The following is a 14410-nucleotide window of genomic DNA, read 5'->3' on the forward strand; positions in this document are numbered from 1 at the left end:
ATTTATAACTGGGCGGCGAATGTGTTGACGATGGTGGGGTGGGGAAGGTTTCGTTTAGGTAGGTAGAGCGGGAGTTTGACGTTAAAAGCGAAATACGGGGGTCTCTCCACTACGCGCTTCGCGATGAGACTGCGAAGTGCTTCGGTCGAGATGACGATGCTTTGGATGGGAGATGAGGGAGAGGCAAGAGGCAACTGCGACTGCAAATACAGGGATCCTTCCCCTTCGGCTACGCTCAGGGTCAGGATGACGATTGTTTGAGGGAAGCGAGAAGCGAAGAGGCCCGACTTTTGCCGGGCCTCAATAATGATTTTGCTGAGAGACTATTCGGTCCAGCGTTTGAAGACGAGGGAGCCGTTGGTGCCACCGAAGCCGAAGGAGTTCGAGAGCGCGTAGTCGATCTTGGCGGGCAGAGGTTTGTTGGGGACGTAGTTGAGGCGGCACTGAGGATCGAGTTCGACGATGTTCATCGTCGGAGGAGCGATCTGGTGCTGCATGGCGAGGATGGTAATGCCGGCCTCGAGGCCGCCGGCTCCGCCGAGGAGGTGGCCGGTCATGGATTTGGTGGAGCTGACCAAGAGCTTGCCGCCGATGGCGCGCTCGCCGAAGACGTTCTCGATGGCCTTCGATTCGAGGGCGTCACCGAGAGGGGTCGAGGTCGCGTGAGCGTTGACGTAGTCGATTTGGTCGGGCGAGATGCCGGCGACTTTGAGCGCGTGCTGCATGGAGCGGTAGCAGCCTTCGCCTTCGGGGGCCATGCCAGTCATGTGGAAGGCGTCCGCAGAGAGGCCGTAGCCGAGGACTTCGGCGAGGATCTTTGCGCCGCGGGCTTTGGCAGACTCGAGCTCTTCGAGGATGAGGATGCCGGCGCCTTCGCCGACCACGAAGCCGTCGCGATCCTTGTCGAAGGGGCGGCTGGCATGCTGGGGGTCGTCGTTGCGGGTGGAGAGAGCACGCATGGCGGCGAAACCTGCCACGCCGAGTGGAGTGATGGAGGCTTCGGTGCCACCGGCGATCATGGCGTCGGCATCGCCGCGCTGAATGATGCGGAAGGCGTCGCCGATGGAGTGCGCTGAGGTAGTGCAGGCGGTTGCTGTTGCTTCGTTGGGCCCGCGTGCGCCGTACTTGATGGAGACGTGGCCGGCGGCGAGGTTGATGATGGAGCCGGGGATGAAGAAGGGCGAGACTTTGCGCGGGCCACCGGAGAGCAGGTTGGAATGTTCGCGCTCGATGACGTCAAATCCGCCGATGCCGGAGCCGATATGGACTCCTACCTGATCGTGGTTCTCTTCGGTGATCTTGAGGCCGGAGTGGGCCATCGCTTCGGCGGCAGCGGCCAGAGCGAAGTGGATAAAGCGACCCATCTTTCGGGACTCTTTTTTGTCGACGAAGAGGAGAGGATCGAAGTCCTTGACCTCAGCGGCGAAACGGACTGGATGGCCGGTTAGATCAAAGGCTTTGATCTCGGCCATACCGCTGCGACCGGCCATGAGACCTTCCCAGACCTCAGGGGCGGTTTTGCCGACCCCGCAGATCAAGCCAAGGCCGGTGACGACTACGCGACGATGCTCCATTGTTTACTTGGCCTTCTGGTTCTTTTCGATGTAGTCGACAGCATCTTTGACGGTCTTGATCTTCTCGGCGTCTTCGTCGGGGATCTGAATGTCGAAGGCTTCTTCGAACTGCATGACGAGTTCGACGACGTCGAGGGAGTCTGCACCGAGATCTTCCTGGAAGCTTGCGCCCGGGGTGACTTCCGCTTCATCCACCTGAAGCTGCTCGACAATAATCTGCTTTACCTTCTCGTCTACTGCTGCCATTTCGTTCTCCTGTTTACGTCTGGAATCTGAAGCCTGGATATTTTGTCGCTATGAGGTCGACACGGCCAATCTCAAGCATACTGAGCGCCTCAGTGAGTGTAAAGCAAAGCGGGTATGGCTGCAGAAGCTGGCGGAAGGATCTTTTTTAGTCTTCCTCGGCCGAGGCGGCCAGCAGTGGGGCGATCCCTGAGATGTCGTCGAAGCCGATGAGGTTGGAAATAGGGGCGCCGGTGTCGATGGAGGAGACGTTTTTTAGGGCTTTGTTGATAGCCCGGGTGCGGACGCCCAACTTTTGAATCGTATTCTGGACGGTGCCGACCTGGTCTTCGACCTTTTGCATGAGGCCGCCATAGTTCTCGAACTCTTTCTTGGCGCTCGAGAGGACGCGCCAGACCTCGTCGCCTTTTTTCTGAATGGCGAGGGTGTGAAAGCCCATCTGAAAGCTGGTAAGGATGGCCATGAAAGTTGACGGGCCGGCGATAGTAACGCGGCAGCTGGACTGTATCTCTGACTGGAGGCCGGGGCGGCGCACGACTTCGGCGTAGAGGCTCTCTGTCGGAAGAAACATGATGGCGTGCGGCATGGTGGTGGGAGGGTCGATGTATTTGTCGCAGATGCGTTTTCCTTCGGCGCGGATGCCACGCTCAAAGGCTCGGCCGGCCGCGGCGATCTCGTCGACGGTGCCGGTTTCGTAGGCGTGTTCGAGGCGCTCCCAGTCTTCCTTGGGAAACTTCGCGTCGATGGCGAGGAGCGTGTAGCTGTCGGGGCCGGTCTGTCCTTCGCCTGAGGGGAATTTGAGGGCGTATTCGACGGACTCAAGTGTTCCCGGTTTGATGCGGGCGTTCTTGATGTATTGCTCGGGAGAGAACATCTGCTCGAGCTGCTGGCCGAGCTGGAACTCGCCTACAACGCCGCGCGATTTGACGTTGGAGAGAACCCTCTTGAGATCTCCTACGCCGGTGGCGAGCTCCTTCATCTCGCCGAGGCCCTTCTGGACTTCGCCGAGGTGCGTGGTGACCTGGCCGAAAGATTCGGTGAGCCGCGTTTGGAGCGTGGCGTGCAGTTTTTCATCTACGGTTACGCGCATCTCTTCGAGCTTCGCGGTATTGGCATCGTTGAGTTTTGAAAGGCGGTCTTCGACGGTGAAGCGGAGCTTTTCCTGCTGGTCGTTGGCTTCGCCGGAGAGCTCGTTGAGGCGCGTGTGCAGGGCTTCGCGAGCTTCGATCTGATTGCGGTTGACCTCGGCAATGAAGTAAGTGAGGCGCTGCGCAATCGAGTCGAGGTTTTGCTGAACGGCGGTGCGGAGAACTTCGTCGGAGGTCTTATTGTCACTGCGGAAGGCGTTGAGGCCGTTCTGCAGAAGGCCGCTGAGCTCGGCGATTGTTGCGGTGATTTCGGTGCGGAGGCTGGTGAAGTCAGTGGCTGCTGCTTCGCGGGTGCGGCGGGCTTCGTCGGCGAGGTCGCGACGTATCTCGGCCAGTCCGCTGCGGAGGTGGGAGTCGAGGGCATCGTTTCTGGCGTCGAGGCGGGTGAGTTGCTCGGGAATCTGGGTGAGGCGAGGGTCCTGCGGAGTCGCCGGACTCTTGCGTAGCAGGAGGAGGATAACTGCGAGGAGAGTGACGAGATTAAGGATGAGAAGGGCAGTGGACATTCGACTTTCCTTCGCCTCAGGATAGCATCTGATTTCGGAGCTGGGGTGTGAATTCCGAGTGGAATCTGCCGATGAATATCCGGTAACGGGGACTGGGCGATAGCTGATTCTGTTGAAATGATTGATTATGGAGGGTAGGGACATGCCGATTACGAACTACAGTGTGCTGGCGGGTAAGCCTACGGCGGGGAAGGTGGTGACGGGGTCCAGTTCGCACTACCAGATCACGATGCAGGCTCCGGGTGGGCCGTTTACGGTGGCGGTTAATATTCAGTCGGTGGATGGATCGGAGGTTTTATATGACATCGTTGAAGACTTTACGCCGCCGGATCTGGCTGCGCTGACGGCGTTGCCGATGGGAATGACGGCGTTGAAGAGTGAGCCGGGTGGGCTGGCGTTGGACTTCGTGCGGAGTACTGTGAACGGCTCGCCGATGATTACGAAGGAACAGATGACTCTGTTGCCTCAGGCGAAGACGAAGCCGCAGGGGAGTGCGGAGGAGCAGATGACGCAGCGGGCGCGAACGAAGGCGCTTGAGAATGCTGTAGTGACGCTGCTGAATATGACGGTTGCGGATAAGGATGGCGTGATCTATGCGTTCGGAAGCTCGTACGCCGACTCGGGGAAGGTGGATGGGATCCACGATATTCATATGAATCAGGGAAATCCGGTGAGTGGTAAAGGGGGCGGGTTCGGTGGGGATAATGGTGTCTGGCAGGATGGGGCGCTGTTTATCAATTTGCCGTCGAAGGGTACCTGGACGGCGGTGTTTATTGCATTTCAAACGGAGAGCTGGACGACGGACGCTAGCGGGAATCCGGCTTAAAGGCGCGTGTCTTGGCGGAAGGGCCCACTGCGCGTGGGGCGGTCACTTCGTGACTTGTGTCCTTTTTTGCGGGATTAGAGATGTGGTCCTCCCTTTGGTCGGAGATGATTTTTTAGCTGGTGGCTAGGATCTGGTCAGCGATCGCGGCGGCCTCTACGGCCGGTCTCACGTCGTGGGTTCGGAGGATGTGGGCTCCAGCGAGGATGGCCGCTACGTTGGCGGCGGTGGTGGCGTGGAGGCGGTCTTCCATGGATGGGGTCGCGCCTTCGAGAAGGATCGAGAGGCTGGGGTTCTGGGCGAGAGTGTGGGCCAGGAAGCCTTTGCGAGAGACGCCGGCGAGGATCGGCATGTCGAATTGGTTGAGCTGGTCGAAGTGGGCCAGGAGTGGGTAATTTTCGTCGAGGCGTTTGCCGAAGCCAAAGCCAGGATCGAGGACGATTTTGTTGCGGGGAATGCCGGCGGTGATGGCGGCTTCGAGGCGCTCGGCTAGTTCCTTTAGGACCAAGGGAAGGACTGCTTCGGGGGGGAGTGGCGGGAGGTTGGGCCAGTCCTGTGGGCGGCCGCGGGTGTGCATGAGGATGGCTCCGCAGCCTGACCGGGCGCAGGTTTTCGACATATCGGGGTCCCAGAGATGGCCGCTGACATCATTGATGATCTCCGCTCCGGCTTCTATGGCGCGGCGGGCGGTGGCGGCGTGGAAGGTGTCGATGGAGAGGATGGTGTTGGGTTTTTGTTTGAGGATGGATTCGATGACGGGGAGGATGCGGGATTGTTCTTCGTCGGGGGTGAGGGGAGTTGCGTTGGGGCGAGTGGATTCGCCGCCCAGGTCGAGGATGTCGGCGCCTTCTTCGAGGAGCTTGAGGGCTTGGGTGAGGGCTCGCTCGGGAGCGTGTTGGGTGGAGTAGAAGTGGCCGCCGTCAGAGAATGAATCGGGCGTGACGTTGAGGATGCCCATAAGGATGGTGCGCTTGCCGAGCGGAAGTGTGCGGGTGCGGAGTTGCCAGTCGTGATGGCGGCGGGGGGCGAAGGGCATGGTTGGATTTTAGACTTGTCCTGCCGGACGGGCCCACTGCGCGTGGAGCGGGCGTTCGCACGCCTTTTTAGGGCGTCGCGTGGTCCTCCCGTTGGTCGGAATTATCTTCGTTCCGATCAACGCGAGGATCTCGCCAGCCGTCTTTGCAAGACAAGGTATACCCGCCACGAAGTGGCCGCTCCACGCGCAGTGGGCCCGTCCGGCAGGACACGCGGATGCTAGACTGCGCGGATGATGAGGCCTTTGGGATGGATAGCTGTTTGTCTGCTGGGTGCTCAACTGGTTTGGGCGCAGACGCAGGGTGTTGGATGCGATGTGGCCGTGGTGCTGAAGGATGGTCGGAGCGGGGCTTGTACCGAGTTGGCGCTGACGATTGCCGGGTTGCTGGAGGAGCCTGCGGTGGCGCGGGATCATTGGGGGATCGCTGTCGTGGGGATGAATGGTACGCCGATTTATTCGTTGAACGATGGGCAGTTGTTTCAGCCGGCTAGCAATGCGAAGTTGTTCACGACTGCGGCGGCGATGGCCTTGCTGGGTGCGAAGACGACCTATCAGACGAAGGTGTTGGCGCGGGGTGTTTTTGCGGATGGTGGCAAGTTGAGGGGAGATCTTGTGCTCGTTGGGAATGGAGATGCAAATCTGTCGGGAAGAGTTCTGCCTTATGTGGCTCCGGTGCCGGGGCAGAAGCGTGTTGCAGAGGACGTCGGGCCTGCACCTTTGCGTTATCTGGAGGAGATGGCGGATCAAGTGGCTGCGACGGGGTGGAAGAGTATCGAGGGCGACGTGATTGGGGATGACACGTTGTTTCCGTGGGAGCCTTATGCGCAGGATTGGGTAATCGATGATGCAGTGTGGGGTTATGGGGCGCCGGTGTCGGCTCTTTCGATCAACGATAACCAGATAAAAGTGACGGTGACGCCGGGAGAGGCCGTCGGGGCACCTGCGAGCGTTGTTATCGATCCGGCGATGCCTTCGTATTACACGCTGGATGTTGCAGTGACGACGGGGGCGGCGAAGAGCGGGAGCACGGTGCAGATGGAGAGGGCGCCGGGATCGAAGGTGCTGCGGATCTATGGGGCGGTTGGATTGCACGGTCAGCCGGATGTGGAGGAGATTGCGATACAGGATCCTGCTGAGTACGCGGCGACGGCTTTGAAGGGAATGCTGGAGGCTCGTGGAGTTCATGTGACTGGAGTGGCGAAGGCTCGGCATCGCGTGTTGATGGATACGCAGAGCTTCAGCCGAGAGTCGGGTCTAGTGGGGGATGCGATGAATGTATCGCCGCAGCAGAGGGTTGAGCCGGCGGATGATGCTGCGTTTGAGGCCGCTGCATCAGGGGAAGAGAAGACGTTGGCGACTCACGCATCCGCGGAGCTTCTGCAGGATGTGGTGGTGACGAACAAGGTGAGTCAGAATTTGCATGCTGAATTATTGCTTCGCCAGTTGGGATCGGCGCGAGGGAGAGATGGCACGATTGCGCAGGGAGCGCGGGTGGTGCGGCAGTTTTTGCTGGGCGCTGGAATTGATAAGGACGATTTTGTTTTCTTTGATGGGTCGGGGTTGAGTGGACATGATCTTGTTACGCCGCGGGCGACTGTGAGGCTGTTGCAGTATGCGAGTGGGCAGAGTTGGTTCGCGGATTGGAAGAGCAGTCTGCCGGTGGGCGGGGTGGATGGGTCGCTTGAAGGGAGGTTTACGAAGGCTCCGCTGAAGGGCAAGGTGTGGGCGAAGACGGGTTCGCTGGGGGAGGCGCGGACGCTGAGTGGGTATGTGGAGTGCGCGAGTGGGCGCACTGTAATTTTTTCGATCATGGTGGGGAATCACCTGCCGCAGACGAGTGCGGATCGGGATGTGATGGACAGGATCGTGGCGGCGATTGCAGCGGCGAATTGATTTCGCGGAGTGGATGAGAGAATAAGGGCATGATTCGGGTTTTTTCTTTGCTGATTTTTGTGGGGGCTTTTGTTGGATGTAAGTCGGTCGCGCCGCCTACGCCGCTAGCGGATTTGAATGCTCAGCAGATGCATGGGCATGCTGTGTATCAGGCGCACTGTGCGCAGTGTCACTATGATCGCAAGAGTGCTGCGTTGCATGGGCCGGCGTTGATTGGAGTCTTCAAGAAGCCGTATCTGCCGAGCGGCGCACCGGCGAATGATGAGCGCGTCACGGCGACGATTGTGCATGGGCGAAACCTAATGCCGGCGATGGGGAATACGCTGGACCCGCAGGATATGGATGATCTGCTGGCGTATCTGCATACTCTATGAGTGATAACGAGGAAGTAAAAAAACTTGAAGCGCGAGCGCATGGGATGTTGCCGGGTGTGGCGGGAATTTCTCTGTTTATGCTGGTGCTGACGTTGGTGAATGCGTTTGCCGCGCTGACTGGGAAGTTTGGAGTGGGGAGCGCGAAGTACGGTGTGTTGGCGCTGTGCACGCTGCTGGCTGCGGGAGTGTTTGGGTTGTTGCGGCTGCGGCGCTGGGGATGGGCGCTGGTGTTGGGTGGGTGTCTGACGCTGTGTTTGGGAAATCTGTTTGTGTTTGAGAAGACGCATGCGGGGCCTTACCTGGTGCAGGGATTGTTTGCGCTGTTGTTCTTTCTTTATCTGGTGCGGACGGAAGTGAGGGATCGTCTGCGATGAGCTGGTGGCTGCGGCATATCGGGTGGTGGCCGCCGTTGTTTGGGACGGGGATCAAGGTGACGCGGCTGGATAAGGATCTGCGGGCGATTGATGTGGAGATGCCGCTGCGGCCGTGGAATCGTAATTATGTGGGGGTGCAGTTTGGCGGTTCGTTGTTTGCGCTGACCGATCCGTTTTACATGATTATGTTGGCTACGAATCTGGGTCCGGAGTATGTGGTTTGGGATAAGGCGGCTTCTATACGTTACAAAAAGCCTGGATTGGGGCGGGTTCGGGCGGAGTTTCGTCTGACGGCGGAGAGGCTGGGGGAGATTCGGGCGGCGGTGGATCGTGAGGGGCGGACGGATGTGAGGTTTGTGGTGGAGGTGAAGGACGATGAGGGTGGGGTGGTCGCAGAGGTGGAGAGGGTGATCTATTGCGCTACGAAAATTGCGCATGAGGAGAGAAAAAAGTTGCGGGGTGGTGGTGGGTGAGGTTTTGGTGGACTTGCTGGTGTTTTTGAGGGGGGTGTGGGGAAATTGGTGTTTTGGGTGTGGTGTTTTGGTGGTGAGTTTGTGGTGGATTGATGGTGCGAATGTGGTGATTCGCCGTGTGTTTTTCTGGGGTGAAAATTACGCCAACTTTTTCGGGTTTATTTTGGGTCTACTCCACCCTTTTGCGAGGGAGCAGCAAAGGGTGAAGTATTTAGGGCTGAGCTTATGGGTTGTTTCTTCGCGGAGGAGTGCGGTTCGCTCCTTGCGCGAATGCCCATATCTCAAAATCGAGATATGGGGCACCCGGCACTCGGCTTTCGCTTACTTTGTTGCCTGGGTGTTGGAAGGAGCGGGTTGATTCGCGCTGGTTGTCGTCACCACAGTTGCGATGGGGACGCAGGGATGCGGGGTGGCTACCTGGCCGGGTAGCGTGGGGGCACCCGGAGCGCGCATCTGCCCAGAGGGGCATCCTTGCAGGAGTGGCACGGGGCGCAGATCGGCGGGCAGGGGTGGGGCTTCGGCGGAATCCTTTAGGTCATTTTGCTTTGAGCCCGGCCACGCGTAGGGAGCTACGCGGATCGGCCCGTAGCCCATCACCGGGAACTTGGTGGGTACGGTGAAATTTTTGTCTACCAGGACGTAAGCAGACTCAGGTGCCTTGCCGAGCAAGCGCTGGTCGGAGGTTAGCTGCACGATGTGATCGTTCACGGTTACAGTAAGGGTCTTGTCGTCGAAGGCTTTCTTCTGTTCGACTGCGGCGGGGAATGGGGCGTTGGAGACGACTGTGGTTCCGATGCCGGGGATGTAGAAGTAGATGTACTTGAGGTCTTTGATCTCGTAGTTGAGCGCTGCTTTGCCCGTCATTCCATCGACGGTGAGTGTTCCGCGGGCTATGGATACGGAGACTAGTTTAGGGGGCTTCTCTTTTGAGGGGTGTAGCTTCTTCCCGTTTTCGTCGTAACCGAGGTTGTCTTTGGTCTGCATGACGGGCTTGTTGTGCTCATCGAAGAGAGGGTGGCCGAACTTGTCACGCTGCTGCTTGACCGGCGGGTTGAACATCAGTTTTCCGTCGGGGTCCTGGCGTTGATTCCCTTCCTCGTCGAGCATTGGGGTTGGTGGCAGGACGACCAGAGTCATGGGCCCTGTGTACTCCTGCTTCCCTTTCTTGCCCTTGGCGGCGGATTGGGGTTGCGGTGCCGAGGCGGCGGGGGCTTCTTTTACATCTGCTGTTGGAGCAACGGTGTTCCCGGGATCGGCCGTGGGCTGGGTGGCGTCGGTTGGTGACGCTGGCGTGACCGATTGCGGGGTTGGGGAGGGCGCAGGCTGAGGTTCCTGTGCCAGAGCGCGTCCCGCCGAGGAGAATGCCAGCGCTAACGCAAGCACTCCAGAAAGTGATCCAATATTGGTCCGCACCATGAAGCTCCTCCTCCGTATCTCTCAGATGTGTAACGGTCTGGGACGCGTATTGATCCCAAGAGTCGGCTACCGAGAAGGATAGCCGTGGACTCGAAACTGCCCGATCACCCACCATGGTGATTCGCTACAACTTTGGTGCTATGCCGATCCTGGTTGTGCAATGCGAAGTTGTTCGATGTGAGGATGTGGGACGGCCTGATCCGCTTCGTTCGGGTGGGTTGGATACAATGGAAGGGATGACTCCTCCGGTTGAACAGCTGATTGCGCAGACTACCTCTGAGCTGGTGCAGATCGATCTGACGCCGCGGAAGCCTGCGGCGAAGCCGGCGTGGTTGAAGGCGAAGGCTCCGATGGGGGAGACCTTTCATAATCTGAAGAAGATGGCGCGGGAGCTGAACCTGCATACGGTGTGCGAGAGCGCGCAGTGCCCGAATATCGGGGAGTGCTGGAATCAGAAGTCGGCGACGTTCATGATGCTGGGCAATCTTTGCACGCGGCGGTGCGGGTTTTGCGCGGTCCCAAAGGGGAAGCCGGAGCCGATTGATTTCGATGAGCCACGGCGCGTGGCATATGCGGTGGCGCAGCTTGGACTGGCGCATGCCGTGATTACGAGCGTGAATCGCGATGACAATAACGTGGGCGCGGCGCGGGCATTTGTGAGTGTGATTGAAGAGATCCGGATGCAGGCTCCGGGGTGCAGGGTTGAAGTGCTGACGCCGGACTTTCAGGGGAACGAAGAGGCGCTGCGGATGGTAGTGGCTGCGCGGCCGGAGATTCTGAATCACAATATCGAGACGGTGCCGCGGTTGTATCGGGTGGCGAAGTCGGGTGGCCGGTACGAGAAGTCGTTGCGGTTTTTGCAGCATGCGAAGGAACTTGCCGCGGAGATGTTTTCGGATCGGGTTGGGGATCAGATTGTAACCAAAACAGGCATTATTGTTGGGATGGGCGAGGAGATGCACGAGCTGCTGGCGGTGTTTCGCGATCTGGCAGATCGAAAGGTGGATATTCTGACGATCGGGCAGTATCTGCGGCCGTCAAGAGATCATCTGCCGATGGCTCGGTACTATACGCCGGAAGAGTTTGCTTTCCTGAAGCATGAAGCTGTGGGGATGGGCTTCAAGCATGTGGAGAGCGGGCCGCTGGTGCGGAGCAGCTACCATGCTCAGGAGCAGGCGGAGTCGACTGGGCTGACTGTGTCAAATTCAACGCTAATTCGTACTGAACAACGATAATTCGTACCAGTACGAAATAGCGTTGTACACGGCCAGCCAGATAAGCGGTGACGAAGGTGTCAAATCTCTTACCATGGCATCCACGCCGTCTTAACGACGAGATTTTGTCTTCTTGGATTCTCAGGATTGCAGCCGGTAGTAATGTGTCCGCCAGAAGCCTTTGTGCATGGCTCGGGAACGACCAACCTGTTTCAGCGTTGGATCGGATGGCGCACACAAGTCCGATCATAGACTCCATCGCAGAGGCGATTGGAGTAGAAAAAGAACAGGTAATCGAGAGTCTTCCCTCCAGCCTTCATGGACTGTCTAGGACACCGGTCTATCGATCACCGGGGGGAGCCGCGCCTATGCCCTGGCGTCTATGCCATGGTGGGTCATACGGTCTCATGGGTAACCAGTATTGCCCAGCTTGTCTTGGGGAGAAGGGTCACCATCAACTTCAGTGGTCTATCGCCATATACACCTGCTGTTTAAGGCACAATTGCTTTCTACGTGAAAGCTGTCCTCACTGCGGAAAACCGTTTCGAAGTGCGTCTCGATTTCTCAACTCGGCCTTCGTTCGTTCAGAAAAGGACCTGCAGCAATGCGCATACTGCAATCGATCGGTCGCAAATTACGCGCCATCCGAGCGAGCGGACAAGAAAACTTTGAGGCTGTGTCACGTGCTGGCATCATTGGTCAGGAAATCCAATTGTGAGAGTTTTTTTGGGGTATTGGCGAGACTTCTCTACGTTATGTGCCGTCCGTCTACCTCAGCGAAGAACCTGAGGGCGCAAATGTTACCAGACTCACACCAAATGACTTCCAGACATCAGAGTGGCTCGCCGATGAATTTCGAATACCTCGATGTCAAATCGAGAGCCTATATGCTCGAGGCAGTTGTGAGTCTCTTCGCAGAATGGCCGAATTATTTAATTGAGACCCTTAGATCGACAAATCCATTGCATTATCATCTGCATTTATCCAATGATCTGCCGAGCTGGTACGAACGGGTGGAAAGGGTTGCAATGATTCCAAACTCTAAGCCCAAACCATCGGAGAGAGAAAAACTTCTTCAGGTTGCGACTCGACAAGGTTGGATAACGGCTGTTCAATTTGCCGAAGAGGCCCGTAATACCGCAGATTTTTTTCATGGCAGGCTCGTGTAGCCGGCACACGCACAAAGCAGCATCGCGGCTAAATTCTCGATGAGTAGTGAAGCAACCGGCAATTATCTACTTAGCAAATAAGGCTTTTACGATGAGATCCGTGGAAACCTACATCGCTCTCAAATCAAGACACCTCTTTGGCCGCGGGCACCTTATGTGCCTTTAGGTCCGATTTCGATTGAACTGCCGGACGAAGGAAACAAATCGCTGAGGAGGGCTGTCCAAATCCTTAAGCAAAGCGTTGTATCTTACAGCTCGTGACTCCCAAGCCAACGTCAACCGTTTCCGCAAGTCCGACATAATCCACATTGCCATTGCGACAACATGATGCCGCTCGACGATAGTGCGGGTTTCAAATGAAGACCGCTCACTCACAAGATGCACATCGGGACAATTGAGTCGTTCACGAATGAACTCCCTAAACCCCGACGCTGCTCGCTCCGACAGGATCAGTTTGCATTGCTGATGAAGCAACGCGTGGAAAGAGAAGCCAAATCGGGAGCTTCCGCGATGATTTAATTCGAGGCTTTTAAGGAACTCCACTGTTTCCAGGAATGACTTCTGGTCGAGTATGGGAATGGCGAGAGGTAATGCCGCACGAAGATCATCACCGCATGCGTGGCAGACGCTCATTGGCCCGGCTAACAGCAGCATAGGCCTGCCCAGTTCTCGGCGATGGAATGCTATGGTGGCCCCACACTGCCAACACCGATCTCTGAGGAGTGTATTGTGTTTTGGACAAAATGTGCAGTAAGCCACCCTCCATCGTCGACGAAAATACGGCTCATCATCTTCGAGAAGGCATTGCGAACAATACTGCACGCCAAATCCAAGGTATTTACGGTGGAACATTTGTAAGGGTAATATCCAGCGTAGTCGACCAGAGATATTTCTTGTTCGATAGAGTTTCCCTCTATAACCGTCCAACGTTGTAGCTGAAACACTCTGCCTCGGTACTCCGGTATGACGAACAAGGTTGGCTCGCAGCCATCGCGGCGCCAGCCTATCGACATCGCGATTCCAAATCTGGTGGCCGGCTCCAAAGACGCAATCGGAGAAGGCTTGTAGCTTCTGACCATTCCCGCGCGCTAGTTCTTGCAACCAAGACGACAGCAACTCGTCCTTACGTGGTCGGGGATGGACCGGCCAGTGTCTTATGTAATCCACGTGCCTCTCCTCTTCTCTGTAAAGGAGGTTTCCAGTTGAGCTCTGCTAAAAGCCTGCAATCAATTCGCTCCTTCTTCGTCTCGATGGCCTTTACCGCAACGCGCATGAGAAGCTCAGCGATTTCCCCTATGTAACCTTCAGTCAGCTCATGAATTCTTTTCGCAAATATGGGGGCTTGCAGCTCGGACGGCTCCCGTAGGGGTAGTCGGCATTCGAAGCTCTCAAGTAACTGTCTGAATTCTTCGCCATAGGTCCACCGTCGCAGCTCTTCCATCTCGAAGCGGCTTTCCAATTGCTGGTCTGGTGCAAGTGCGATTCGTGCGTCTGGTGTGCCCGTTGCGAAGACTGTCATTTGGATTTCATTGAGCAAGTTCTTAAGTGCTACTAAGAAGTTTCTCTGCTTCAGAAGAGGTCCCGAGATTGCAGTGTTCAATTCGTCGAGGAGAAGTTGGCGAGTGCCGATCTTTTCGAGAATTGTTAGTATCTGATTCCGCTTCTTCTGAACACGATCTTGAATCTTGAATGGCGCTTGGATGGCTTTTAGGATTGAGTCGTATAGGGCTCCTTCGTCGGGGCTTCTAATCTCAATGCTAATGACGGGGGCACGGATAGCATCCCCGCCTCGATTGGAGTCAATAGGATGCAATTCACCGTAGCGTTTGAGGAGCGCCGTCTTTCCTGAGTTTGGATCGGCGTAAACCAGCAGACAAGGAAGGCGGGGAGCCTTTGGTCGATTCAAGAGTTCCTCGGCTTTGTGGATTAGAAACTCTGCACGCGTGTAGGGAATCCACTGTGTCTTGAGATTCCAAACTCGTTTGATTCGTGCAGGGTTATCCCAATAGAGTGCCTCAGAGGCCATCTCGTGCAGCTCGCGCAGTTCAATCGCAGTCTCAGGCATCCTAGCTGAACCCCTTGACTCTTACGTACGGCTCGACATTGTCGGAGTCGAAATCAGATTCATTTCGTACGGCAGGTGCCACTTGTGGCCTTGGAGATGCAT

15 protein-coding genes and 1 pseudogene are annotated in these 14410 nt (G+C 57.0%); 8 read left to right on the forward strand and 8 right to left on the reverse strand.

Annotation, left to right across the window (positions count from 1 at the left end):
• Positions 1–2 precede the first annotated feature (2 nt).
• The 4 genes from HDF14_RS04900 to rmuC all read right to left on the reverse strand — a co-directional run bounded on the left by HDF14_RS04900 (position 3) and on the right by rmuC (position 3471).
• On the reverse strand, positions 3–206 hold the full coding sequence (locus HDF14_RS04900; RefSeq protein WP_183974108.1) for a hypothetical protein: 204 nt from the start codon (positions 204–206) through the stop codon (positions 3–5).
• A 117-nt stretch (positions 207–323) separates the two neighbouring features.
• Positions 324–1574 carry a beta-ketoacyl-ACP synthase II gene (gene fabF / locus HDF14_RS04905; protein WP_183974110.1) on the reverse strand — a complete coding sequence of 417 codons (1251 nt, stop codon included), beginning with the start codon at positions 1572–1574 and terminating at the stop codon, positions 324–326.
• Between the two features lie 3 nt (positions 1575–1577).
• Positions 1578–1820, reverse strand: a complete 243-nt coding sequence (locus HDF14_RS04910; RefSeq protein ID WP_179580522.1) for an acyl carrier protein — start codon at positions 1818–1820, stop codon at positions 1578–1580.
• A gap of 145 nt (positions 1821–1965) precedes the next feature.
• The gene (gene rmuC, locus HDF14_RS04915; RefSeq protein ID WP_183974112.1) at positions 1966–3471 is read right to left on the reverse strand and encodes a DNA recombination protein RmuC; all 1506 of its coding nucleotides are present in this window, start codon (positions 3469–3471) and stop codon (positions 1966–1968) included.
• Positions 3472–3613: 142 nt separating this feature from the next.
• Between rmuC and HDF14_RS04920 the strand changes: the two genes are divergently transcribed.
• The gene (locus HDF14_RS04920) at positions 3614–4297 is read left to right on the forward strand and encodes a YukJ family protein (RefSeq protein WP_183974114.1); all 684 of its coding nucleotides are present in this window, start codon (positions 3614–3616) and stop codon (positions 4295–4297) included.
• A gap of 112 nt (positions 4298–4409) precedes the next feature.
• On the opposite strand, the gene folP is transcribed toward HDF14_RS04920, so the two are convergent.
• On the reverse strand, positions 4410–5330 hold the full coding sequence (gene folP, locus HDF14_RS04925) for a dihydropteroate synthase (RefSeq protein ID WP_260698033.1): 921 nt from the start codon (positions 5328–5330) through the stop codon (positions 4410–4412).
• A gap of 231 nt (positions 5331–5561) precedes the next feature.
• On the opposite strand from folP, the gene dacB reads away from it, so the two are divergent.
• From dacB to HDF14_RS04945, 4 genes are read left to right on the forward strand one after another with little or no spacing between them, the layout of a single operon-like run.
• Positions 5562–7223 (forward strand): D-alanyl-D-alanine carboxypeptidase/D-alanyl-D-alanine endopeptidase, encoded by a 1662-nt coding sequence (gene dacB / locus HDF14_RS04930; RefSeq protein WP_183974116.1) that lies wholly within the window; start codon positions 5562–5564, stop codon positions 7221–7223.
• A gap of 29 nt (positions 7224–7252) precedes the next feature.
• Positions 7253–7597 carry a c-type cytochrome gene (locus tag HDF14_RS04935; protein ID WP_183974118.1) on the forward strand — a complete coding sequence of 115 codons (345 nt, stop codon included), beginning with the start codon at positions 7253–7255 and terminating at the stop codon, positions 7595–7597.
• The gene (locus HDF14_RS04940; RefSeq protein WP_183974120.1) at positions 7594–7971 is read left to right on the forward strand and encodes a hypothetical protein; all 378 of its coding nucleotides are present in this window, start codon (positions 7594–7596) and stop codon (positions 7969–7971) included. Before HDF14_RS04935 ends, HDF14_RS04940 begins: the two co-directional genes overlap by 4 nt.
• Positions 7968–8444, forward strand: a complete 477-nt coding sequence (locus tag HDF14_RS04945; RefSeq protein WP_183974122.1) for a DUF4442 domain-containing protein — start codon at positions 7968–7970, stop codon at positions 8442–8444. Before HDF14_RS04940 ends, HDF14_RS04945 begins: the two co-directional genes overlap by 4 nt.
• A gap of 321 nt (positions 8445–8765) precedes the next feature.
• Here the strand turns inward: HDF14_RS04945 and HDF14_RS04950 are convergent, their stop codons facing one another.
• The gene (locus tag HDF14_RS04950) at positions 8766–9860 is read right to left on the reverse strand and encodes a hypothetical protein (RefSeq protein WP_183974124.1); all 1095 of its coding nucleotides are present in this window, start codon (positions 9858–9860) and stop codon (positions 8766–8768) included.
• A gap of 236 nt (positions 9861–10096) precedes the next feature.
• Here HDF14_RS04950 and lipA point away from each other — a divergent pair, with 236 nt between their 5' ends.
• From lipA to HDF14_RS26345, 3 genes and pseudogenes are all read left to right on the forward strand, one after another.
• Positions 10097–11095, forward strand: a complete 999-nt coding sequence (gene lipA, locus HDF14_RS04955) for a lipoyl synthase (protein ID WP_183974126.1) — start codon at positions 10097–10099, stop codon at positions 11093–11095.
• Between the two features lie 56 nt (positions 11096–11151).
• Positions 11152–11574, forward strand: a pseudogene (locus HDF14_RS27385) (TniQ family protein); the annotation flags it as partial.
• 387 nt (positions 11575–11961) lie between these two features.
• Positions 11962–12243 carry a hypothetical protein gene (locus HDF14_RS26345; protein WP_260698034.1) on the forward strand — a complete coding sequence of 94 codons (282 nt, stop codon included), beginning with the start codon at positions 11962–11964 and terminating at the stop codon, positions 12241–12243.
• Positions 12244–12405: 162 nt separating this feature from the next.
• Here HDF14_RS26345 and HDF14_RS27390 read toward each other — a convergent pair whose 3' ends face one another.
• Positions 12406–13410: a TniQ family protein gene (locus HDF14_RS27390; RefSeq protein WP_183974129.1), complete on the reverse strand. Its 1005-nt coding sequence runs from the start codon at positions 13408–13410 to the stop codon at positions 12406–12408.
• Positions 13367–14308 carry a TniB family NTP-binding protein gene (locus tag HDF14_RS04970; protein ID WP_183974131.1) on the reverse strand — a complete coding sequence of 314 codons (942 nt, stop codon included), beginning with the start codon at positions 14306–14308 and terminating at the stop codon, positions 13367–13369. The genes HDF14_RS27390 and HDF14_RS04970 overlap by 44 nt, the downstream gene beginning before the upstream one ends.
• Between the last annotated feature and the right edge of the window lie 102 nt (positions 14309–14410).

This window comes from Tunturiibacter gelidiferens (assembly GCF_014201335.1).
GTDB classification, from domain to species: domain Bacteria; phylum Acidobacteriota; class Terriglobia; order Terriglobales; family Acidobacteriaceae; genus Edaphobacter; species Edaphobacter lichenicola_E.